At 71.0% G+C, this 20,430-nt stretch carries 24 protein-coding genes and 1 pseudogene; 16 read left to right on the top strand and 9 right to left on the bottom strand.

Annotated elements, in window-relative coordinates; all coding sequences use genetic code 11:
• Nucleotides 1–103 precede the first annotated feature (103 nt).
• A complete protein-coding gene (locus tag ACY8FT_RS10535) occupies nt 104–430 on the top strand; it encodes an ArsR/SmtB family transcription factor (RefSeq protein ID WP_462418847.1) in 327 nt (108 codons plus the stop codon).
• Complete coding sequence (locus tag ACY8FT_RS10530; RefSeq protein WP_462418846.1) at nt 427–1,566, top strand: MFS transporter; 1,140 nt, start codon at nt 427–429, stop codon at nt 1,564–1,566. The genes ACY8FT_RS10535 and ACY8FT_RS10530 overlap by 4 nt, the downstream gene beginning before the upstream one ends.
• 10 nt (nt 1,567–1,576) lie before the next feature.
• Here ACY8FT_RS10530 and ACY8FT_RS10525 read toward each other — a convergent pair whose 3' ends face one another.
• Nucleotides 1,577–2,173 carry a GNAT family N-acetyltransferase gene (locus ACY8FT_RS10525; protein WP_462418845.1) on the bottom strand — a complete coding sequence of 199 codons (597 nt, stop codon included), beginning with the start codon at nt 2,171–2,173 and terminating at the stop codon, nt 1,577–1,579.
• 163 nt (nt 2,174–2,336) lie between these two features.
• Here ACY8FT_RS10525 and ACY8FT_RS10520 point away from each other — a divergent pair, with 163 nt between their 5' ends.
• Together ACY8FT_RS10520 and ACY8FT_RS10515 are read left to right on the top strand one after the other, a co-directional pair.
• Entirely contained in the window at nt 2,337–3,188 is an 852-nt protein-coding gene (locus tag ACY8FT_RS10520; RefSeq protein ID WP_462418844.1) for a glycerophosphodiester phosphodiesterase, read from the top strand.
• A gap of 83 nt (nt 3,189–3,271) precedes the next feature.
• Nucleotides 3,272–3,685, top strand: a complete 414-nt coding sequence (locus ACY8FT_RS10515; RefSeq protein ID WP_462418843.1) for a hypothetical protein — start codon at nt 3,272–3,274, stop codon at nt 3,683–3,685.
• A gap of 445 nt (nt 3,686–4,130) precedes the next feature.
• Here the strand turns inward: ACY8FT_RS10515 and ACY8FT_RS10510 are convergent, their stop codons facing one another.
• The 3 genes from ACY8FT_RS10510 to ACY8FT_RS10500 all read right to left on the bottom strand — a co-directional run bounded on the left by ACY8FT_RS10510 (nt 4,131) and on the right by ACY8FT_RS10500 (nt 6,752).
• The gene (locus tag ACY8FT_RS10510; RefSeq protein WP_462418842.1) at nt 4,131–4,781 is read right to left on the bottom strand and encodes a class I SAM-dependent DNA methyltransferase; all 651 of its coding nucleotides are present in this window, start codon (nt 4,779–4,781) and stop codon (nt 4,131–4,133) included.
• 887 nt (nt 4,782–5,668) lie between these two features.
• The gene (locus ACY8FT_RS10505; protein WP_462418841.1) at nt 5,669–6,379 is read right to left on the bottom strand and encodes a hypothetical protein; all 711 of its coding nucleotides are present in this window, start codon (nt 6,377–6,379) and stop codon (nt 5,669–5,671) included.
• A gap of 124 nt (nt 6,380–6,503) precedes the next feature.
• Nucleotides 6,504–6,752, bottom strand: a complete 249-nt coding sequence (locus tag ACY8FT_RS10500) for a hypothetical protein (RefSeq protein ID WP_462418840.1) — start codon at nt 6,750–6,752, stop codon at nt 6,504–6,506.
• Nucleotides 6,753–6,803: 51 nt separating this feature from the next.
• Between ACY8FT_RS10500 and ACY8FT_RS10495 the strand changes: the two genes are divergently transcribed.
• Nucleotides 6,804–7,349, top strand: coding sequence for a CGNR zinc finger domain-containing protein (locus ACY8FT_RS10495; protein ID WP_462418839.1), 546 nt, complete (start codon nt 6,804–6,806; stop codon nt 7,347–7,349).
• 103 nt (nt 7,350–7,452) lie between these two features.
• On the opposite strand, the gene ACY8FT_RS10490 is transcribed toward ACY8FT_RS10495, so the two are convergent.
• Nucleotides 7,453–8,397 carry a LysR family transcriptional regulator gene (locus tag ACY8FT_RS10490; RefSeq protein WP_462418838.1) on the bottom strand — a complete coding sequence of 315 codons (945 nt, stop codon included), beginning with the start codon at nt 8,395–8,397 and terminating at the stop codon, nt 7,453–7,455.
• Between ACY8FT_RS10490 and ACY8FT_RS10485 the strand changes: the two are divergent.
• Nucleotides 8,396–8,887: pseudogene (locus tag ACY8FT_RS10485) on the top strand (EamA family transporter); the annotation flags it as partial. The gene ACY8FT_RS10490 and the pseudogene ACY8FT_RS10485 sit on opposite strands and share 2 nt — an antisense overlap.
• 61 nt (nt 8,888–8,948) lie before the next feature.
• Entirely contained in the window at nt 8,949–9,404 is a 456-nt protein-coding gene (locus ACY8FT_RS10480; protein ID WP_462419096.1) for an EamA family transporter, read from the top strand.
• Nucleotides 9,405–9,590: 186 nt separating this feature from the next.
• On the opposite strand, the gene ACY8FT_RS10475 is transcribed toward ACY8FT_RS10480, so the two are convergent.
• The gene (locus ACY8FT_RS10475; protein WP_462418837.1) at nt 9,591–9,977 is read right to left on the bottom strand and encodes a VOC family protein; all 387 of its coding nucleotides are present in this window, start codon (nt 9,975–9,977) and stop codon (nt 9,591–9,593) included.
• A 108-nt stretch (nt 9,978–10,085) separates the two neighbouring features.
• Between ACY8FT_RS10475 and ACY8FT_RS10470 the strand changes: the two genes are divergently transcribed.
• The 6 genes from ACY8FT_RS10470 to ACY8FT_RS10445 all read left to right on the top strand — a co-directional run bounded on the left by ACY8FT_RS10470 (nt 10,086) and on the right by ACY8FT_RS10445 (nt 16,418).
• Complete coding sequence (locus tag ACY8FT_RS10470) at nt 10,086–11,054, top strand: helix-turn-helix transcriptional regulator (RefSeq protein ID WP_462418836.1); 969 nt, start codon at nt 10,086–10,088, stop codon at nt 11,052–11,054.
• 126 nt (nt 11,055–11,180) lie between these two features.
• Nucleotides 11,181–12,695, top strand: a complete 1,515-nt coding sequence (locus ACY8FT_RS10465; RefSeq protein ID WP_462418835.1) for an ATP-binding protein — start codon at nt 11,181–11,183, stop codon at nt 12,693–12,695.
• Nucleotides 12,696–12,769: 74 nt separating this feature from the next.
• Nucleotides 12,770–13,204 carry a carboxymuconolactone decarboxylase family protein gene (locus ACY8FT_RS10460; protein WP_462418834.1) on the top strand — a complete coding sequence of 145 codons (435 nt, stop codon included), beginning with the start codon at nt 12,770–12,772 and terminating at the stop codon, nt 13,202–13,204.
• The gene (locus tag ACY8FT_RS10455) at nt 13,201–14,064 is read left to right on the top strand and encodes a sigma-70 family RNA polymerase sigma factor (RefSeq protein ID WP_462418833.1); all 864 of its coding nucleotides are present in this window, start codon (nt 13,201–13,203) and stop codon (nt 14,062–14,064) included. The genes ACY8FT_RS10460 and ACY8FT_RS10455 overlap by 4 nt, the downstream gene beginning before the upstream one ends.
• Nucleotides 14,065–14,138: 74 nt before the next feature.
• Nucleotides 14,139–14,639: a helix-turn-helix domain-containing protein gene (locus ACY8FT_RS10450; protein WP_462418832.1), complete on the top strand. Its 501-nt coding sequence runs from the start codon at nt 14,139–14,141 to the stop codon at nt 14,637–14,639.
• Between the two features lie 138 nt (nt 14,640–14,777).
• Nucleotides 14,778–16,418: a DNA glycosylase AlkZ-like family protein gene (locus ACY8FT_RS10445; protein ID WP_462418831.1), complete on the top strand. Its 1,641-nt coding sequence runs from the start codon at nt 14,778–14,780 to the stop codon at nt 16,416–16,418.
• Here ACY8FT_RS10445 and ACY8FT_RS10440 read toward each other — a convergent pair.
• Nucleotides 16,408–17,001, bottom strand: coding sequence for a GNAT family N-acetyltransferase (locus tag ACY8FT_RS10440; RefSeq protein WP_462418830.1), 594 nt, complete (start codon nt 16,999–17,001; stop codon nt 16,408–16,410). The two genes, ACY8FT_RS10445 and ACY8FT_RS10440, sit on opposite strands and share 11 nt — an antisense overlap.
• Nucleotides 17,002–17,128: 127 nt before the next feature.
• Here ACY8FT_RS10440 and ACY8FT_RS10435 point away from each other — a divergent pair, with 127 nt between their 5' ends.
• Entirely contained in the window at nt 17,129–17,731 is a 603-nt protein-coding gene (locus ACY8FT_RS10435) for an ATP-binding protein (protein WP_462418829.1), read from the top strand.
• On the opposite strand, the gene ACY8FT_RS10430 is transcribed toward ACY8FT_RS10435, so the two are convergent.
• The gene (locus tag ACY8FT_RS10430) at nt 17,706–18,629 is read right to left on the bottom strand and encodes a LysR family transcriptional regulator (RefSeq protein ID WP_462418828.1); all 924 of its coding nucleotides are present in this window, start codon (nt 18,627–18,629) and stop codon (nt 17,706–17,708) included. The genes ACY8FT_RS10435 and ACY8FT_RS10430 overlap by 26 nt on opposite strands.
• Nucleotides 18,630–18,702: 73 nt before the next feature.
• Here ACY8FT_RS10430 and ACY8FT_RS10425 point away from each other — a divergent pair, with 73 nt between their 5' ends.
• Complete coding sequence (locus ACY8FT_RS10425; protein WP_462418827.1) at nt 18,703–19,617, top strand: DMT family transporter; 915 nt, start codon at nt 18,703–18,705, stop codon at nt 19,615–19,617.
• 11 nt (nt 19,618–19,628) lie between these two features.
• Here the strand turns inward: ACY8FT_RS10425 and ACY8FT_RS10420 are convergent, their stop codons facing one another.
• Nucleotides 19,629–20,024: a VOC family protein gene (locus ACY8FT_RS10420; protein WP_462418826.1), complete on the bottom strand. Its 396-nt coding sequence runs from the start codon at nt 20,022–20,024 to the stop codon at nt 19,629–19,631.
• Nucleotides 20,025–20,062: 38 nt separating this feature from the next.
• Here ACY8FT_RS10420 and ACY8FT_RS10415 point away from each other — a divergent pair, with 38 nt between their 5' ends.
• On the top strand, nt 20,063–20,398 hold the full coding sequence (locus ACY8FT_RS10415) for a VOC family protein (protein WP_462418825.1): 336 nt from the start codon (nt 20,063–20,065) through the stop codon (nt 20,396–20,398).
• Nucleotides 20,399–20,430 lie beyond the last annotated feature (32 nt).

The following is a 20,430-nucleotide window of genomic DNA, read 5'->3' as shown; positions in this document are numbered from 1 at the left end:
CAGCCCACCGCCCCGCCCGCCCCCTCGTTGACCACCACGACAAATCGTGCGAACATTCCTGCACGATGAACGTGCAGCAATTATCGAACGAACGGAGGCATGGATGACCCCCCGCACCTACGAGCACCCCGACACCGACGAGATCCAGATCCCCCGCGTCCTCTTCGCGCTGAGCGAGCCGTTGCGCCTGAACATGGTGCGGGTGCTCGCCGAGCGCGGAGAGGTGGACAGCCTCGAGCTGGGCCCCGACCTGCCCCGCTCGACCCTCACCCACCACACGCGGCTGCTGCGCGAGTCGGGCGTGGTCTTCGTGCGGGGCGAGGGACGCAAGTGCATGATCCGGCTCCGCTCGGACGACCTCGAGCGGCTCTTCCCCGGGCTGCTCCCCACCGTCCTGGCGGGCTACGAGCAGGACGAGGGCGACGCGTGATCCGCCGACTGTGGCCCCTCGTCGTGGCGGCGGTCGCGCTGGGCATCGACGCCTACGTCCTGGCCGGTGTGCTCCCCCAGATCGCCACCTCCCTGAACACGACGGCAGCCGTCGTCGGCCTCGGCGTCACAGCATTCACCGCCGCCTACGCGGTGTCCGGCCCCTTCCTGTCACGCCGGCTGACGCAACACGGCACGGCACGGGCCCTGGTGATCGCCCTGGGTGTCTTCACCCTCGGCAACCTCCTGACGACCCTCACGCCCTCGGTCGAGCTGTTCCTGGCCTCCCGAGTGGTCGCGGGGGCGGGAGCCGGTGTCCTCACCTCGGTGGCCACCGCGACGGCCGCCGCGATGGTGACCGCAGCGGAACGCGGGCGGGCGATGGCCTGGGTGACCTTCGGCCTGTCCACCGGCACCGTGGCCGGGGTCCCGGTCGGGATGCTCGTGAGCCGGCACCTGAGCTGGCGCTGGACGATGGGGCTGATGGTGCTCATCGGCACCCTGAGCACGGTCGCGCTCGTCTCCCGCGCCCGCACCCTGCCCCGGCTCGAGGCGACGGACGGGCCGGCCATCCGGGTCCTGCGACAGGGATCGACCGCGGCCGGCGTCCTGGCCGCCTTCCTCCTGGGCATCGCCAGTCTCGGGCTCTACACCTACCTCCTCCCCATGGCCGGTGCAGCAGGCCTGGGCGACCACGGCTTCGCGCTCGTCTGGGCCTGGGGAATCGGCGGCGTCGCGGGCTCGGCCCTCATCGGGCGGATCCTGGACCGGGTCGGCCCGCGTCTCCCCCTCGTGGCGCTGCCCGTCCTGCTCGGGGTCAGCTTCGCCCTCATCCGGTTCGTCGACGCCCCCGCCGCCTGGTTCGTCGGCGCGGCAGTCTGGGGTGCAGCCGGATGGGCCAGCGTGCCGACCCTCCAGCAGGCCCTCACGGCGGAGCACCCGTCCCGGGCCATGCCGATCATCGCCTTCCAGATGGCCGCCATGTACCTCGGCTCCGCTGCCGGTGCCGCGCTCGGGAGCAGCCTCCTGGCGGCGGGGACCGATGCGCACGACCTCGCCGCGTGGGCGCTCCTCCCGGTCGCCCTGGCGCTGGCCATCACCGGTGGGCTCGCGGTGCGCCGCCCGGTGCCCCGCTGATGTGATCCCCTCAGGCCGCCCGGAGCATCGCGTACGTCTCCGGCCCACCACCCGGCAGCTCGTACGTGGCGGTCACCTCGAAGCCGAACCGGCGGTAGAGGTCGACGTTGGCGCTGCTGGAGGTCTCCAGGAAGGCCGGCAGACCCTCGCGGGAGGCGCGCTCCAGACCGGGCTCGAGGACGGCGCGCGCCAGTCCCCTGCCCTGGTGTTCGGGATCCACCCCCACCGAGCCGAGGAACCAGCACGGCTCGGTGGGCCGGTGGCGGCCCATCTCCTCCTCGGCAGCGGCCATGACCTCCGCACGGGACCCGGCCAGCTCCATCAGCTCGCCCTGGAGGGGGCCGAACACCGCGGCCGGGTCCGCCATCGCCGGGGACGTCCAGATCGAGACGGCCCGGCCTCCGTCGGCGGACCACACGTGCCCGGCTGTCATGCCGACGTCCCGGAGGAAGATCTCCTGGAAGCGGCGCAATCTCTGCGTCCGGTTCTCCGGGTCGATGAAGTGCGCCATCAGCGGGTAGTCCTCGAAGGCCCGCGTCAGGGTGTCGACACAACGCACCAGCTCGGGCTCGGGGATGGACGGGGACCGGTGCACCTGGACTGACATCGCCGCAGTCTCTCACCGTCCCACCCCGCAGGGGTCCCCGGCCGAGCACATCCCCGCGTCCCCGGGCGTTCACGTGGCGTGCGGAAACGAGTCATGGGAGATTCACCACCGCTCCCTACCGTCCGGAAAGCCCGCCCGCTGCCCCGAAGAAGGAAGAGTCACAGTGCGTTCCCTCCGCGTCACCGCCCTCGCGGTCCTGTCCGCCCTCGGCCTGACCGCACCGGCTGCCGCCGCGCCTCCCGCCATCGACCACGACGTCACCGAGATCGCCCACCGTGGCGCGTCGTTCGAGAAGCCGGAGAACACGCTGACGGCGTTCCAGGAGGGGATCGACGACAAGGTCGACCTCATCGAGATCGACGTCCAGCGCAGCAAGGACGGCGTGCTGGTGGTCATCCACGACACCGACCTGCGCCGCACGACGAACGCCGAGGAGGTCTTCCCGGGCCGTGCGTCCTACGAGGTGGGCGACTTCACCTACGACGAGCTGCAGCAGCTGGACGCCGGCTCGTGGAAGGGCGCGGAGTTCACCGGCGAGCGCATCCCCACCCTGCAGCAGACGGTGGACCTGGTGCGCCGCAGCCGCGTCGGCCTGCTCATCGAGGTGAAGAGCCCCGAGCTGTACCCGGGCCTGGCCGAGCAGCTGGCGGAGTTCCTGGACGAGCAGCCCGGCTACCTCGAGTCCGCCGTGGCCAACGACCGGCTGGTGGTGCAGTCCTTCAACTGGGACTTCATGCGGGAGTTCAACCGGCACCTGCCGCAGGTGACCGCCGGCCTGCTGGGCCACCCGCCGGTGGAGGAGCTGTCCACGCTGTCCGCCTGGGTCGACCAGGTGAACCCGCGCGCCAAGGACGTGGACCAGGCGTACGTCGATGCCGTGCACGCCGCCGGCATGCGCATCAACGTGTGGACCGTCGACAGTCCGGCCCAGATGCGCCGCCTCATCAACCTCGGCGTGGACGGCATCATCACCAACCAGCCGGACACACTCGACGGCGTCCTCAGGGCGCGCTGAGGGGGCGCGGGCTCGTCGGGCCGGGCCCTACGCTCGCACCCATGGGGACGATGAGGAGGACAGGGCGCCGGCCTCTCGGTGCGATGACGTGCGCGGCCCTGCTCGGCCTGACCGCCTGCTCGGGCGGTGGCGACGACGGCGGGACCACGGACGGCAAGCCCCCGGTCAGTACGTCGCAACCCGGCGAGAGCGTCTCCTCGTCGGAGAATCCGGCGCAGGAGCACGAGGCCGAGGGGCCCGGCGGGATGGCCGCCGAGCTCAAGGGGACCCTGACGCAGCAGGGTGAGTGCTGGGTCGTGGAGGACGAGCACCAGGGCATCGTCGTCCCGGTCTTCCCGAGCGGCGAGGTCACCTGGGAGGACGACGGCCTGACCTACCAGGGCACCCACTACGGCGACGGCGACGCGATCGAACTGGGTGGCGGGAACCCGGGTGAGAACGCCACGAACGACTGCGAGGGCGACTCGATCTTCAACGTCGCCGCGTCGTCGGAGTAAGGGCGCCGTGACCCTCAGCATCCGACCGCTCGCCCACCAGTGAGCGGCGGACCTGCCCGCGACCTCAACCCCTCGCCGTGACGAGGTCGTTGAGCAGCCACGCCTCCGTGCCGGCCAGACCGACGTTGAGGAGCCCGTGCCGGCCGTCCGGCACGGGCTCCGCACCCGCGAGCACGGCCCCGAGGTGGAGCCCCGCCCGGCCACGGGCGTGCCTGCGAGGGCGTGCGGCGGGTCCATGACGTCCAGCTGGGGCGGCGAGTCGGTCACCACCGCCCCGGCCCCCTCGGCTACGTCCGGACCGAGCTCGGTGCGCCCCACCTGCCGGGGCCCGAGGCTGGTGACCAGCGCCGTCCGCGACACGTCCACCCCGGTGAGCACCGGGGTGGACGACGAGGTCGCGAGCACGACCACGTCGGCTCCGCGGGCTGCGGTGAGGTGGGCCCCCTCACCTGCCGTTGCGCTGCGCGATGAGGACCGCCTGCGGATCATCCTCCGAACCGGCCGGACCGCGCTCCATGCGGGCCACGACCTCGAGGCCGTGCCGACCCAGCTCGGCCGCCATGCCCTCCAGCGAGCGGTGGTAGCGGTGCATGACGACGTCGTGGCCGAACGCGGCGAACCCCTGCCCCACACGACGCATGCCGTCACCGACCTGGAACGCGACGAGCAGATGACCGCCCGGGTGCAGGACGCGGGCCATCTCGGCAACCATCCCGGCGAGGTCGTGATCGGGGCTGTGGATGGTGGAGTACCAGGAGAAGACGCCGTCGAACTGCCCGTCGGGGTGGTCCAGGTGGGCAAGACTGCCGACCGTGGTCGGGAACTCGGGGTGGTCCTGCTGGGCTCGGCGGATCATCTCCGGCGAGAGGTCGACCCCCTCGACGCGACAACCGCGCTCGGCCAGGTGGGGCAGCATCCGCCCGGCTCCGCACCCGGCATCGAGCACCCGCCGCGGCTCGCCCACGAGGCCGACGAAGTGGTCGATCATCGCGAGCTCGAGGGGCTGCTCCGGCTCGGTCCCGGTCAGGTGGTCGGCGTACACGTCCGCCACCGTGTCGTAGGCGGTCCGGGTCAGGGCGTCGGCTGCGTTGCTCACGCGGTTCAGGCTGCACACGGCGCGTCGGGGGTGCAAGACCCGCGGCAGGGACGTGCGAGGTCATCCCCGCGTCGGACCGGCCAAGCCAGGGGGAGGGCCCATCAGACGGACCCGGCCTGCTCGATGACGAGGATGCGAGCAGCATCGTCACCGGAAGACCCACCCCGTCGGAGACCACCCCGACCAGTGGCGGCCCCGCCAGGTAGGCGATGTAGCCGTACGCGCTCACCCGAGCGGTCATGGCGGCCTCCTCACCGGATGCACTCCGCGCGGCCCGCGAGGCGACCAGGACCCCCACCGCAGCAGGCAACCCCGGCCGGGTCCGTGACGCGGCGCCCCTGGGTCCGGTGGCCGGCGCGCTCGGCGACCTCCCCGCCGGTTGGCGCCACACTCCCGGGCTGGCCACGAGGCTGATCAGCACCAGGACCCCGGCGATGGCCAGGAAGTGCCCTCGCACCGAGACCTCGAAGGCTCCAGCCACCACGCCACTTCCCGCTCCGGTGAGCACACCCAGGCTGTATCCACCGTGCAACCGGGACAGGATCGCCACCCCGGTCAACCGCTGATGGACGATGCCGGAGGTGCTTGAGCAGGCGCGGGGTCAGCAACAGGGTCGGAACGGACCCTGCGGCGATGCCCAGCAGGGCAGCCCCAAGCTGGCCGTCGCTCATCCCCAAGGTCTGTTTCACCTCGGGGATGCGCGGCGCCCAACTCGAGAACACAGCCCCGTTCACGAAGAAGACGAGCCAGAGGCTCACGGCAGTCACGACGTGGGACGAACGGTGCACAGCGGCCCTCAGGTCGCCCTGACGACATCAGTCCGCGGATCCCCCGGACGGTCAGGGGACGCACGTGCTCGGCACGCTAGCCCCGGGCGCAGTCAGGGCTCAAGAGGCAACGGCCGCCTCATGACGCCGGGCCCGACCGGCTCCCCGACCGCTTGAGGACCTCGATCGCCCAGGCCACAGCAATGAGGACGGCGGCGGCCAGGGCGCAGACGGTCTGGGGCGCGCCGGCCCGAGGTCGTCGATGACCAGTGCCACGGCCAGGCTGCTGAGGGCGTAACCCACTCCACCGGAGGCGTAGAGGATCGAGTACGCCATGGGGTGGTGCTCGGCCGGGACGGTCTGGCCGACGTCGAGGTTGCGCGCGACGAGAGCGGGTGCCTGACAGACCCCTGCGGCGACGATGGCCACGACCAGGAGACCCACGGTGGTGGCCGGAGATGCGCCGGCCACCACGATCGCGAAAGCCAGCCCTGCCACCATCGCGTGGTCCGCCGGGCGACCAGGCCAGAGGCGTCCCCCGTAGGTCAGGCTGGCCAGGGTGCTGGCCCCGGCGAGCGTCGCCAGGAGAGGGCCGGCGTACCCCCGCGGCATGCCGCGGGCATCCAACTGGCCGGGCAGGGTGGTGTCGAGCGTGGCGACCAACGCCATCACCACGACCGAGGCGATGACCCCCGGCAGGAAGAAGGCCGGATTCGTCAGCGTCGCCACGCCGGCAGCCAGCGCCGGCCCCGCCATGAACATGGCGTGGCTGACGGCCGAGTCCAGCCCAAGGGCAGCGGCGGCCGACCGGTCCGTCAGGTTCGAGGCCACGGTGCGCAACGCCCCGGGGCACCGGCCGCGATTCCACCTACCAGGACGGCTGCCGCCACCGCTGGCGCAGTCCAGCCGATCACCACCATCCAGGTCATGCACGACAGCAGGAGCGCCTCGACCGTCAGGACGAACCCGAGCTCGTGCCGGAACAGACCGGGACGGAACCGACGCCCCATGACCGGGGCCGCCACGGCTTCCCCGCCGCGCAGGAACCTGCCAGCAACGCACCCACGGCATAGGAACCCATCTGGCGCTTGGCCAGAAGCACCGAGCCCAGCGGAACGCTGGCCACCACCAACCGGCTGGTGAGCGTCACCAGCAGCCAGGCCAGCGCACTCGGTGCACGCAGGACGTCCGAGTAGGCGCTCATGACAGGCTGCCCCCGTCCGGCGTGAGTGGTTCCCTCTGGCGATGAAGGGGCGTGGTGGTTCCCGTGGTGGAGGCCAGTGCTGAGACCCGATGGCTGATCGAGCTGATGAACACCTGGCGGATCCCGAACGACACCCGCTCCGAGGAGGACCACCTCGAGGACTGGATGCACGACCTCGACCCCGCCCCGTCGGGAGCAGCCGGCCAGGAGCAGATCGGGGAGCTGCGGGGCGTCCGCGACTGCCTCCGCCAGCTGGTCGAGGGACACCCAGAGCCCTTCGACGACCTCCTCCAAACCTCCTCAGTGGCGTGGCAGCTCGAGGCAGGGCGGGCCCGCGTCACCAGAACCAGCGAACGCCTGGTGGACCTCGTCATCGAGAGAACAGCCCGAGCTGCCCTGTCGGGCGAGCTGCGCCGGCTCAAGACCTGTGCCGACTGCCGATGGGCGTTCTTCGACACCACCCGCAACAACAGCCGCACCTGGTGCGCCATGACAGCCGGACCCGGACGACGGGGATGCGGCGCCATCGCCAAGAGCCGCCGGTACCGGGACAAAACCCGCGAACAGGACACCTCAAGCAGCCTCGTGACCTTCTAACGCTTACGGTGGTCACCGTAGCGACTTGGGTGGTGCGCCGCGAGGGGTCGAGAGGCCATGCACATCGGAGTGGACCCCCTGCACCCCCTGACGCAGCTCCACGTCATCCAGCAGGCGACGGCGGCTCCACCGCCCCGGCCTCGCTGGATCCCACCGCACCCGAGGTCGATCCAGCCGCAACCAGCTGTGCAAGGTCCTGGAAGGGCTGGCGGGTCTCGGCACCCCTGGGCACGCACAACAGGAGGCGGCGGGACGGAACGGGGGAACCGGAGAGAGGAACACTCACGGCGGACGACCGGTAGGTGGCGTAGCGCGAGGTGAGGCTGACTCCCCCGGTGGCTTCGACCAGGTCGGCCACGGCCTGGGTGTCCTGGGCGAAGTGAACCCCTTCCGGCGTGAAACCTGCACCGTGGCAGGCACTCACGATCTCCTGGTGACCGGACCTGTCAGGCCCCGGCAGGATCCACGGGTCGTCCCTGAGCTCCTCGAGCGAGATCTGACGCGACGCCGCTTCCCGGTGCCGTGACGGCAGCAACGCGTCGATGGGTTCGTCGGCGAGTGGGATCTGGTGGAACCGTCGGTCACGAACGGAGGGCACCTCGGCACGCGCCGGGACGATGCATGCATCCAGCCGTCCGGCGATCAACTGGTCGAAGCACGACGGCGCTTCGACCTCCACGAGCTGCAGGGTCACGCCGGGATGGAGCCGGGCCAACTCATCAAGATGCGGCACGACCAGGGCCGACAGGGCAGTTGGGTGCGCCCCCAGCCGGAGCGTGCCGGCCACGGTGGTGTCCTGGGCCAAGGAGGCCTTGGTCACCTCCCATGCCGCGTGGGTCTCCTCGGCGTAGGCCAGCACCTGACGCCCGGCGGCGGTGAGCCGAACCTCTCTGCCGTGGTGCTCCAGCAGCTCGACCCCCAACTCGTCAGCAAGTCCTCGAAGCTGGCGCGAGTACCCCGAGGGGCTGCGGTACAGCAGGTGGGCTGCCTCGGTGATCGTGCCCACCTGGGCCAGGACCCGAAGCAGTTCGACGCGCCGATCCAACATGCACTCACAGTACTTGTTTCGATTGCGGATCTGGACCTGGAAGTCAACGGAATCAGTCGCCACGATGGGGCCCAGTCACGGCTCGATCAAAGGAGTGGTCCCCATCGGTGAACTGCTGGGCATCGCTGCAGCGATCATGTTCGGGGCCTCGCACTTCCTCAACGGCGTGCTGGCACGCCGGGTGCCGGCGATGAACATCGCGACGTGCTCCCAGGTCGGCGGCGCGCTCCTCTTCTCGGGCTGGGCACTCCTCCGCTCCGACGGGTGGCCCGGGTCCGCCGACATCCTGTGGGCGGTCGCATCAGGGGTAGGGGCCGGAGTCGGTGTGGCGGCGCTCTACGAGGGCATGCGCACCGGCCGCATCTCGGTGGTGGTCCCGGTCACGAGCATCGTCTCGGTGGCGCTGCCGTTCCTCGCCTCAGTGATCGTCCTGGGCGATCACGTCGGCGGCCCACTGCTGAGCGCCGCGCTCCTCCTGGTTCCCGCCACGTGGCTGCTGAGTCAACCAGCTCGTCCGGCCAGCCCTCACCCCCCATGCCCCCAACAGGCAAATCCGTCCCTCCTCGCCCCACGAGAACGCACCGGGCAACAGCAGCGACCTGGTCCACGGCGCGGTCGCCGGATCGGGTTACGCCACACAACTCTTCGCGCTGAGCCAGATCTCCTCACCCGAACCAGCGATTCCGATGTTGCTGGGCCAGGTCGTCAGCATCGCCCCACTGGTCCTCCTGCTCAAGCGCACATCGGGACGATGGGTGCCCACCGGTGCAGTTCGGGTTCTGGGGGCGTCCGGCGCGGTCGGTGGCCTGGCCGCGCTGGCGATGGTCTCCTACGTCTACGCCACACGTGAAGCCGCCCTCGCGCCGGTGATGATCGCCATCGCCCTCTACCCCGCCCTGCCGGTGGTCCTGGCCCTGCTGGTCCTGCAGGAACGCCTCAGCCGCCCCCAGATCGCCGGCCTCGTCATCGCCGCCGTGGTCCTGCCACTCATCAACATGGCGGGCTGAGGGAGGTACGTCGCGCCCGCGCACCTTGCCACCGAACCGGCGAGCCTCCTGAACGCCGACCAAGGCCGGCATCCCGCCGGGTGCGACATGAACACCTGCGCCAACCTGCAGCAGATCAGCCGGTTGCGAGGCGCCAGCCCTCCATGGGAACCGCCGCAGCCAACGCCAGGCCCGGCCCCGTGGTCCTCAGTCCAACCCGGTGGTGTCCGTCGCGCAGACCCGCAGCCGGTGACCATCGGGGTCGGTGGCCACGAAGGTGTAGCCGAACTCCAGCGTCGTGGGCTCCAGGGCCATCGTGAAACCCGCCTCGACCCACTGCTCGTGGAGCGCATCGACCTCCTCGCGGGTCGCGTAGCTCATGGAGAGCTCGACGCTTCCGGGCGCACCCGCCGCAGCTGGATCGATGCCGTCGCGCACCTGCAGGCCAATCGTCACCTCATCGGTGAGGGCGAACACGGCGAATCCCTCGAAGGTCTCGACGGGGTCCTTGTCCAGGGCCTTGCGGTAGAAGTCCGCGCTGGCCACGGGGTCGTCGACGTAGAGGATGACGCTGGTGGGGGCGAAGGTGACCATGGAAAGAGCCTCTCTGTGAGACACCCGGACGCTCTGCCCGGGTTCGCCACAGACGCTAGGAGGCGTACATGACACCTCCTGTCGCCAACGGGTGGCAGCCTCGGAACCGTGCGCGCTGACCGTCTCCTCTCGATGCTCTGGCTCCTCCGTGCCCACGGTGGACTCTCCACGGCCGACCTGGCCCGACGGCTCGAGGTCTCCCGCCGCACGGTCCTCCGGGACGTCGAGGCCCTCTCGGCGGCCGGTATCCCTGTCTACTGCGAGCGCGGCCCCCACGGTGGTGTTCGGCTGCTGCCCGGCTACCGGCTCGACGTCAATGCCCTCACCGAGGACGAGAGCCGCGCACTGCTCGCGGCCGCGTCGTCCTGGGGCGCCGACTCCCTGGGCCTGGGCGAGGCCTTCACCTCGGGGCTCCGCAAGCTCCTGGCCGCCGTGCCGGAGACCGGTCGCAGTCGCGGTGCCGACGCCGCGGAACGAGTGGTGATCGACCCCCGGGGCTGGATGCCACAGCCCGAGGCCACCCGCCCCGGACAGGCGTTCACGACAGTCCAGGAGGCGGTGTTCGCCCGCCAGCAGCTGGACATCACCTACCGCTCCGGCCGGACCGCGGACGTCCAGCAGGTCACCGTGGAACCCCACGGTCTGGTGAGCGCGGGCAGCGACTGGTACCTGTGCGCGGGCGAGGATGGCGCCGTCCGGTTCTTCAAGGTCGCCCGCATCCTGTCGGCAGCGGCCCAGACCGAGGCATGCTGGGACGACGTGGATGTCGCCTCGGCCTGGCAGGAGTACCGGGACCGTTTCCTGGCCGGCTTCACACCGGTGACCGTCACGGGTTGGCTGCAACGGGACCGGTGGCAGGACGCCAGCGAGTGGTCGATGCGCCTCACCGACAGGGAGTCGGCCACCGACCCGCCGGAGGAGGGCTGGCGGCCCGTCCGCATGGAGTTCCTCGACGATCTCCACGCCCTGACGGTCCTGCTCCGCCTCGGCCCGGCGGCACACGTCGAGTCCCCCGAGCGGATCCGGACTCGGCTGCTCGACCACGTGGAGCAGGTCGCCGGCCTCTACCGCCGCTGAGCCGACCTCCGAGGTCACCGCGGGCCGCATCGCCGGCTCCCTCGATGATCCCGCCCCGGCTGACTGTGGATCCACAGTGCAACTCACAGTGTCAAAGATTCACAGTGTGAGTTGTAGTCTGCAGTCATGACGTGGACCACGGCTCATCTCCAAACGGTCTTGAGCCACATGCGGGCCCGCCGCGGAGACACGACCTCCATCGAGGTGAAGCGCGCATCCGGAGGACTGCCCGCACTCGCGGAGACCATCTGCGCCTTCGCCAACATGCCGACGGGCGGGACGATCATCCTCGGCGTCGACGAGGCACAGGGCGCGTTCCGCGTCACTGGCGTGGACGACGTAGCGGCGATGGCGGCTGGTCTGGCAAATACTGCCCGGCAGTCCGTCACTCCGAGCCCTCACATCTCGACCGAAGAACTTCAGGCCGGGGATGCGACCGTCCTGGTGGCCCACGTGGCCCCACTGCGTCTCTCCGACCGCCCCGCCACAACGGGTGGCCGGGCCTACCTGCGGCAGGCCGACGGGGACTACGTCATGCAGGAACACGAACTCCGCATGATCGAGATCGCGAAGCTCCACACCGACGAACAGGTGGAGTACGACCTCTCACCAGCAAGAGGGCGCAGCCGGGCAGATCTGCTCCCCGACCTGGTGGACGCCTACCTGACCACCGCGAGGGCACACGACCACCGCCTACGGGAACGCAGCGACGAGCAGATCCTGCAGGTCACCAACGTCCTGACCGCCTCCGGCGTGCCCACCCTGGCGGGGCTCTACGCCCTCGGCGACTACCCCCAAGGGCAGTACCCAGCCCTCACCGTCACGGCTGCCGTGCAGCTGCCCGGCGGAGAGGGGCAGCCACGCAACCGGAACCTGCAGGACTTCACCGGGCCGGTCCCCGTACTGCTCGAGGGCCTCATGGAATGGGTCCGCGACAACGTCGACACCGTCCGCCGGTACAGGGACGACGGCCACATGGAGGCCATGGCGGAGGTGCCCCTCAACGCTGTACGTGAGTTGCTCGCCAACGCTCTGATCCACCGAGACCTGGGACCGAGCACCCTGGGGGTCGGAAAGGCCATCCAGGTCCGCCTGACACCCCGCAACCTGTTCATCCAGAGCCCGGGCGGGCTCCGCGGGGTGTCCCTGGCTCAGCTGACGAGCAGCGAACACGCTCAGGCCGCAGTCAACCAACGCCTCTACCAGATCGCGAAGAAGCTGGCGACGCCCGATGGAGCCGCCATCATCGAGGGGGAGGGAGGGGGCATCAGCGCAGTGTTCCGGGCTGCCCGGGCACGGGGACTGCCCAGGCCACAGCTCATCGACACTGGCGTGCAGTTCAAGGCCCTGCTCTGGCGACCCGACGAGACCGCGCGGGGCCTCCAGCCAGAGGGGACAGAGGGCGAAGACGGCTCCCACACGGCGCCGAAGAGCTCCACCCCCACACGCCACGAGGCGCGTGTCCTGCGGACTCTCAGTCATTCCGAGGGCATCTCCATCCACGACCTCGCCGCTGAATCATCGCTGAACATCGGGCAGGTGCGGTATGCGCTGAAGAGGCCCCTCGCCGAGGGGGTGGTCCTCATGGAGGGCCGCCAAGGCGACCGAACCACGACCTACCGGCTCGCATCCCAACCCTGAACCCGGCTGTCACATCCCGGACCCCGGCTACGTCAGACAGGTGAACCCCGCACCCATCGCGAGAGGAACCCCTGATGACCCGCCCCGACCTTCGCCGGACCCACAAGTTGGGCATGGCCGCCGTCCTCGGCCTGGAGGGCTACAACCGCACCCACCTGCCCAAGCGCCTGCACGAGATGGTCAAGCTGCGCGCCTCCCAGCTGAACCAGTGCCACTTCTGCATCGACATGCACACCACCGCCCTGCGCAAGGACGGCGAGACCCCCGAGTGCATCACCGCCGCCGGCACCGACCCCCTGCCCAGCCCCCTTCTCGATGATGCAGAGAACGCCGCCCTGGTGCTCACCGAGCACCTCACCCGCATCGACCCCGAGGTGGGCATCAGCGACGAGGTGTGGGACCAGGCCGCCGAGCACTTCGGCGAGACCCAGCTGGGCAACCTCGTCCTGGGCATCGCCACCATCAACGTGTGGAACCGCATCAACATCGCCACCAGACTCGAGGCGTGACCACCGACGCGGCAGCCCTGGCCCGGGTCTGGGACGAGGAGCGCCCCCGGCTCACGGCGCTTGCCTACCGCATCCTCGGCAGCTGGCAAGACGCCGAGGACGTCGTCGCCCAGTCCTGGCCCCGCCTCGAGGGCGCGACCGACCTGCACCAACCCGCGGCCTGGTTGACCACCGTGGTCACCCGTCTGGCCATCGACGCCGGTCGCCGCGCCCAGGCACGCCGGGAGGACTATGTGGGGCCGTGGCTGCCCGAGCCGGTGGCCACCGACCGGCTCCCCGAGGACGTCGCCGAGACGCGGTCCCTGCTCGGGCTGGGACTGCTGCGGTTCATGGAGCAGCTGACGCCCGAGGACCGGGCGGTGTTCGTGCTGCGCGAGGCCTTCGACGTGCCCTACACCGAGATCGCCGAGTGCGTGGGGCGGTCGCCGGCGGCCTGCCGGCAGGTCGTCCGTCGCGCCCGGGCCCGGCTGGGAGCCGCCCCGGACGTCACCGAGGCCGACCGGTCCGAGCACGCCGCCCTCCTGACCGCCCTGGTCAACGCCGTCACCGCCGGTGAGGTCGAGCAGGTGGTGCGCCTGGTCTCCGGGGACTGCGTCCTCTGGGCCGACAGCGGCGGCCGGGTCCGCGCCACCCGCCGGCCCGTGCGCGGCCGCACCAAGGTGGTCGCCTTTCTCACCGGTGTGGCCCGTCTGCTGCAGTCCGCCGAGGCGCACCACGTGAACGGGGTGCCCGCGATGCTGTTCACCAGCGTCCACGGGCGGTACCTCTACGTCCTCGAGCTGGGCGACGGGCAGGTCACCGGCATCCAGGTGCACGCCAACCCGGAGAAGCTGGCGAGCCTCGGGAGCCTCACGCCGTGATCATCACGCTCTGAGCCACCTGAGAAGGCCACAACACCTTGTTGTGTTTTTGGTGGTTTGGCTACGCTGACACCATGACGACCGATGCACTCGTGAAGACCGGTGAGGCCGCCGAGATCCTCGGCGTCTCCCGCCAGCACGTCGTCAACCTCTGCAACCGGGGCGACCTCCCCAGCATCCGACTCGGAACCCACCGCCTGGTCCGCCGCCGCGATCTCGAGGAGATCGTCGGCGCAGATGCCCTCACCCCCGACCAACGCCGACAGCTGTGGCTGCACTTGGCCGTGCTCACCCCCCTGCTCACCCGGCCGGATGAGGTCATGTCGACCGCGCGGGACAACATCGCGTGCTGGGCCACGATGCACCGCACGGACGGCATGACGCAGCAGTACCTGCGGGAGTGGGAACGCATCCTCGACCAGGGACTGGAGACCACCGCCAGGACCTTGGCCAGCACCAGCCCCCGCGCGTGCGAGCTGCGACAGAACTCCCCGTTCGCCGGGGTGCTGAGCGAGGAGCAGCGGCGCGCTGCCCTGGCGTCCTTCCGCGCCACCCACGAGGAGCCGCCCGCGTGAACCGGCTCCAGCTGGCGCATCTGCCGCGCGCTGCCGCCCGCATCACCGGCACCCAGCACCACTCCATAACTTTTCAAAGTTTTGAGGTCACATGTCGGCCTGTTGCGTGATGTCAAACTTTTGAGGAACTATGGGTTCGTGGACATCGACGCGCTGCTCGCTGAGGGCGAGAACCTGACCACGGAGTTCAAACGATCCATCAACGACAAGGATCTGGTCCGTGCCGTGGCGTGCATGGCGAACGGTCAAGGCGGGGTGCTGCTCGTCGGGGTTGACGATGACGGGACGGCAGTGGGGTTCCCGCCGCGCCACGGGGACACCACGGAGCCACATCGCGTGGCCGCGCTCATCCAGAACCTCACCGATCCGCCCCTGCCCGCGCGAACCGGCCTCACCACGACCCAGGGCCACGATGTCCTGTGGATCGAGATCCCCGCCGCCGACCCGGGACCTGTCGGCACCAAGGACGGCGTCTTCACCCGCAGGGCCCTGGACGCCAAGGGAGAGCCACAGTGCCTGCCCATGAGCGTCCATGAGATCGCCAGCCGGAGCATGCTCACGCGCGGACAGGACTACGCCAACGCCCCGGCTCTGGACGCCACGATGAGCGACCTCGACCCCGGCGAGTTCGACCGCTACCGCGCACAGTGCGCCCTGAGCGGAGACTCACTCGCCAACGCGTCGAACGAGGACATCCTCATGGCCCTCGGTCTGACCACTCGCCACGCCGACGTGACCTTGGGTGCCGTCCTGCTGTTCGGGCGGGAGGAGGCCGTCAGCAGGTGGACCCCGAACGCCGAGGTCCTCTTCCAGGATCTGCGGCGGAGCGAACCGCCTGTCAACGAACGCTTCATCGTGCCCCTGATCAAGGCTGCCGAAGAACTCACTGCCCTCGTGGACTCCCGAAACACCGTCACCGAGGTGATGGTGGGCATGACCCGCGTCGAGATCCCACTCATTCCCGCACTGACTCGTCGCGAGGCCGTCGCCAACGCCTTGGTGCACCGTGACTACTCCGCCGTGGGACCCACCGTCGTGCAACTGAACGACGAGCGGTTCGCCGTCACCAACCCCGGCGGGTTCCCTCCTGGGGTCACCACGAGCAACATCCTCGAGCAGTCCCGCCCGCGCAGCCCGATCCTCGCGGACGCGTTCAAACGTGCGGGCTTGGTCGAGCGTCGTGGCGGTGGGGTCAACGACATGTTCGCGAGCCAGATCCGCGCAGGACGCGAGGTCCCGGACTACAGCCTCACCACGACCGAGTCCGTGACGGTGGCCGTGTCCCTGGGCACTGCGGACCTGGACCTGGCGCGGTTCCTCGTGACCTGGGAGAACGAGCACCAGCAGCCCCTCTCCCTGACCGAGCTCCGGGTCATCCACCAAGTGAAGGAGTACGGAACCGCCACTGCAGCCGATCTGGCTGACGACCTCCACCTGTCCGTTGCCGCAGTGCGGTCGGCCAGCACACGCCTGGTGGAGGCCGGACTCCTCGATGCCCGTGGGCACGGCCGCGGACGTCGCCACCTGCTCACGCCGGCGTTCTACGACGCCGCCCGGGACCGACCGGCGTACGTGCGCATCAAGGGTGCCGACCAGGCTCAGCAGGAACGCATGGTCCTCGACTACGTGGACGCGTACGGGCAGATCACCCGCGGCGACGCAGCCGGCCTGTGCCACGTGGAACCGCCCCAGGCCCGAACCATCCTCAAGCGACTCGTGGACCGGGGAGAACTCCGCCTTGTCGGCGAACGCCGCACCGCCCGGTACGTCAGGGCGTGACCTGCGACGTCCGGAGTACCCCTCCGGTGGCCAGCCAGTCCTCCCGGAGCACGCCGTAGGTGTAGCCGTCGACCCAGCCGAGCTCCGCGTGCCACGAGTCACCCCGCCCGTGTTGCTCACGGCGCAGACCGGCCTTCTCCAGGATGCGCACCGAGGCGTGGTTGTCGGCGAAGCACCCCGCCATGACGCGCCGCAGCCCCAGGTCCACGAACGCCGCCTCCACGACGCCCCGCCCGATGGCCGAGCCGACCCCGCGCCCCCCGAAACCCGGCCGCACGAGGTACCCGACCCCTGCCTCGGTCCCCCGCGGCATGCCCGGCTGCCCCATGCCGTCCTCGATCTCGAGGAAGCCGACGCCCGCGACCTCGCCGTCGACCTCCGCGATGCAGGAGAAATCCGTCTCGCTGGTGGGGACGGCCAGGAGCTCCGCGCGCAGCGTGTCGGGCTCGACGTGCGTGCGGAGCATCCAGCGGTTCACCTCCGGCAGGTTCCGGAAGCTCGCGATGACCTCCACGTCCGCCGGGAGGGGATCACGCAGCAGCACGCCATCGACGGTCTTGGGCCAGGGGCTGGGTCGGTTCACCGGCGCACCGTGGCACGTGACGGGGGTGGGGCAATGGATTTACCCGACGGCTCCCACGGGCGTCAGCACCGGGGGCGCCCGCGCCGACTCCCGTTGGCCTGGGACCCCCGCGCCCTAGCCTGAGGCCATGAGCGACCGCAGCTCCTGGGCCACGACCACCCACGACTGGGCCGATGACGTCGACCACGCCCACCTGGAGACCGTCCGGCACGAGCTGTCCACACCCGGCGCCAGCGGGGGCGTGCGCCATCTCATCCTGGAGGTGCTCGCCTACGCGCAGGACGAGGCCGCGGCGACCGGGCGGCGCGGCAACGTCATCGTGACCCTGCACCCCGACGGGTCCGTGGGCGTCGACGACGACGGCCGCGGCACCGACACCCGCACGGACGAGCACGGCCACCCCGTCCGCAAACCCGTCATGGCCACCCCCGACGTGCGCTTCACCGACCCCACCACCTCGCCCGTGCTGCCCGACGGACGCCCGCGCCGCGGCATCTCCACCGTCGCCGCCCTCAGCGAGGTCCTCACCCACGAGAACCACCGCACCGACGGCGCCTGGTCCCAGACCTACCGCCGTGGGATCCCCGATGCCGAGCTCACGGCCGTCCCGCCCCGGGGACGCACCGGCACCGTCGTGACCTTCCTGGCGCACGTCGACGGCCCCGACCGACCCACTGATCAGGACCTCACCGGCTTCCCCGACCTCACCGTCCAGGTGACGGCGCCCTGAGCACCGCCTCGGCCTGCTGGTCGACGGCCCGGCGGACGACCTCGAGAGCGGGGCGGTCGACCGCGTCCTTGCGCTCCACCCGCAACAACCGCCGCACCGGGGTCGGCCCGTCGATGGGCACGGCCACCACGTCATCGGGCAGGGCCCCGCGCCCCAACCGCGGCACGATGCTGAGCCCCAGCCCGGCGCCGGTCAGCCGCGCCTGTGTGTCGAGCTCGTTGACCAGCCCACCGAGCTCGTAGGGGATCCGCGCCGCGTCCAGCGAGCGCTGCAGCCACCGTGCGTAGACCTGTGTGGTGTCGGTGATCCACCGCTCGCCGGGCAGTTCGGCCACCCGCACCGACTCCTGACGCGCCGCCCGGTGGCCGCGCGGGACGACGAGGTCCACGTCGTCGGTGCCCAGCTCGTCCACCCGCAGCGCCGCGGGGACCGCCAGCGGCACCTCGGCCCACTCGTGGACCACGGCGAGGTCGACCTGGCCCCGCACGGCCCGGTCCACCCCCTCCTCGGGGTAGAGCTCGTGCACCACCACCTGCACGCCCGGGTGCTCGACCCGCACCTGGGCCACCACCGGCGCGAGCAGACCCCGGCACGCGCTGGGGAACCCACCGAGCACCACCACGCCCGTGGGGGTCTCCTGCAGCTCCTCGAGGCGGGCGCGCGCCCGCGCGTCGGCCCGGTCCATCTCCCCGGCCGCGTCCACCAGCACCTGCGCGGCGTGGGTCGGATGCAGCCGCCGCCCCCGGCGCGCCAGCAGCTCCACCCCCGCCTGGCGCTGCAAACGCTGCAGCTGCTGGGACACCGCCGAGGGGGTGAGGTGCAGGTGGTCCGCGGCAGCGGTCACCGTGCCCAGCTCCACGACGGCCCGCAGGGCGCGCAGCAGCTCCCGGTCCAACATGCAGCGCACCTTACAGATACCGCACCGGATCGTTTGCTGGTGCTGCACCGTCATCGCTGCTGACGATGGCGGCATGACCCCGTCGCGCACGCACCCCGCACACCCTGGCACCGGCGCCCTCCTGCTGGTGCTGGGCATGGTCATGTCCGGCACCGTGGGCTTCTTCGTCGTCGAGTCCGGCGCACCGGTCGGCTCGGTCGTGTTCTGGCGCTGCGCCATCGGTGCGGCCGGACTACTGGCCGTGGTGGGGGCGCGGGCACGCACCCGTGCGGCCCTCCACCGCATCGTCACCTCGCGCGACGGGCTGGTCCTGGCCGCCAGCGGCGTGCTGCTCGTGGCCAACTGGCTGCTGCTGTTCTCCGCCTACGACCGGTTGTCCATCGGGGTGGCCACGGTGATCTTCCACGTGGAGCCCTTCCTCCTCATCGGGCTGGGCGTGGTGTTCCTCGGCGAGCGCGTCGGGCGACGGACGCTCGCCTGGGCCGGGCTGGGGCTGCTGGGCGTGGTGCTGGTCGCCCGGCCGTGGGACACCGGCGACACCGACCCGGGCGCCCTGTGGATCGGCATCGGTCTGACCCTGCTGGCGGCCACGCTCTACGCCGGCTCGATCGTCGTGATGCGCAGCCAGCAGCACGCCGAGGAGGCGCCGCACCCGCTGGTGATCGTCACCGTCCAGCTGCTGGCCGGCGCGCTGGTCACCTCACCGGCGCTGGCGCTCCAGGGCACTGACGTCACCCCCACCGGATGGGGGCACCTCACCGCGCTGGGGCTGGTGGACACCGCGCTGATGTACCTGGTGATCTACACCGCCTACCCGCGGCTGGGCACACCCACCATCGCCGTGCTGGCCTACGTCTACCCCGCGGCCGCGGTCGTGGTGGACCGCATCGCCTACGGCACTCCCGTCACGGCCGTGCAGCTGGCCGGCTTCGCGGCGATCGCGGCGGCCGGCATCGGGCAGGGGCTCACCGGCCGGCGGGACGGGTGAGGCCCCGCGGATCAGTCCACCACGAGCTCGACCTCGAACCCCTCGCCGTTCTCCAGGTACAGCGCCACGTGCTGGTCGCCGCCTGCGTTCGGGTAGCGCTCCGCGAACAGCTCGCGCCACCCGTGGTCCGTGCAGTCCCGTCGCAGTCGGTCCAGCACGCTACGGTCAGCGACCCGCAGGGCCAGGTGGTTGAGGCCGGCACGGGTCCGCTCGTGCACCCCCGAGACGTCCGGTGACTGCTCCAGCACGACGTACACCCCGCTGGGGTGGTGCCATGTGCGCCCGGCCGGCCAGGCCGGGTCGACCCCCGCGGACCAACCGAGAGAGCCCAGCAGCCAGTCGAAGGACGGTGCCGTCGCGCCCAGATCCGCAGTCCACAGCTCGATGTGGCGCACCGGGTTCACCATGGGCCGACGGTAGCCGTGCCCGCCCTCAGTGACCCGACGTGCGCCCCCTCGGCGCCGACACCCTGGGCCTGACCGAGGTCGACAAGCCCGCAGCCTTGGCCGGCCGGGGCGGATGCTGGTTCCACGACCACGACGGCGAGGCCATCACCCTGGAGATCCACCTCGGCGTGGAGGACCCCTTCACTCCGGCCAAGAAGGCCCACCCCGCCCTCTTGGTGGCCGACGTGCCCGCCCTGGAGGCCCTGGGCGCCCGCATCGAGGCAGCCGGCTACGAGATCAGCTGGGCCGAGCGGACCACCTTCCCCGGCTACGAGCGGTTCCACTGCCGCGACGGCTTCGGCAACCGCATCGAGGTCATGACCCCGGCGGGGTGAAAGCGCGGGGCCAACGGATGGGACCTCCGAGC

The sequence above is a fragment of the Kytococcus sp. Marseille-QA3725 genome (assembly GCF_054950055.1).
This window is presented reverse-complemented; position numbering and strand designations above follow the sequence as displayed.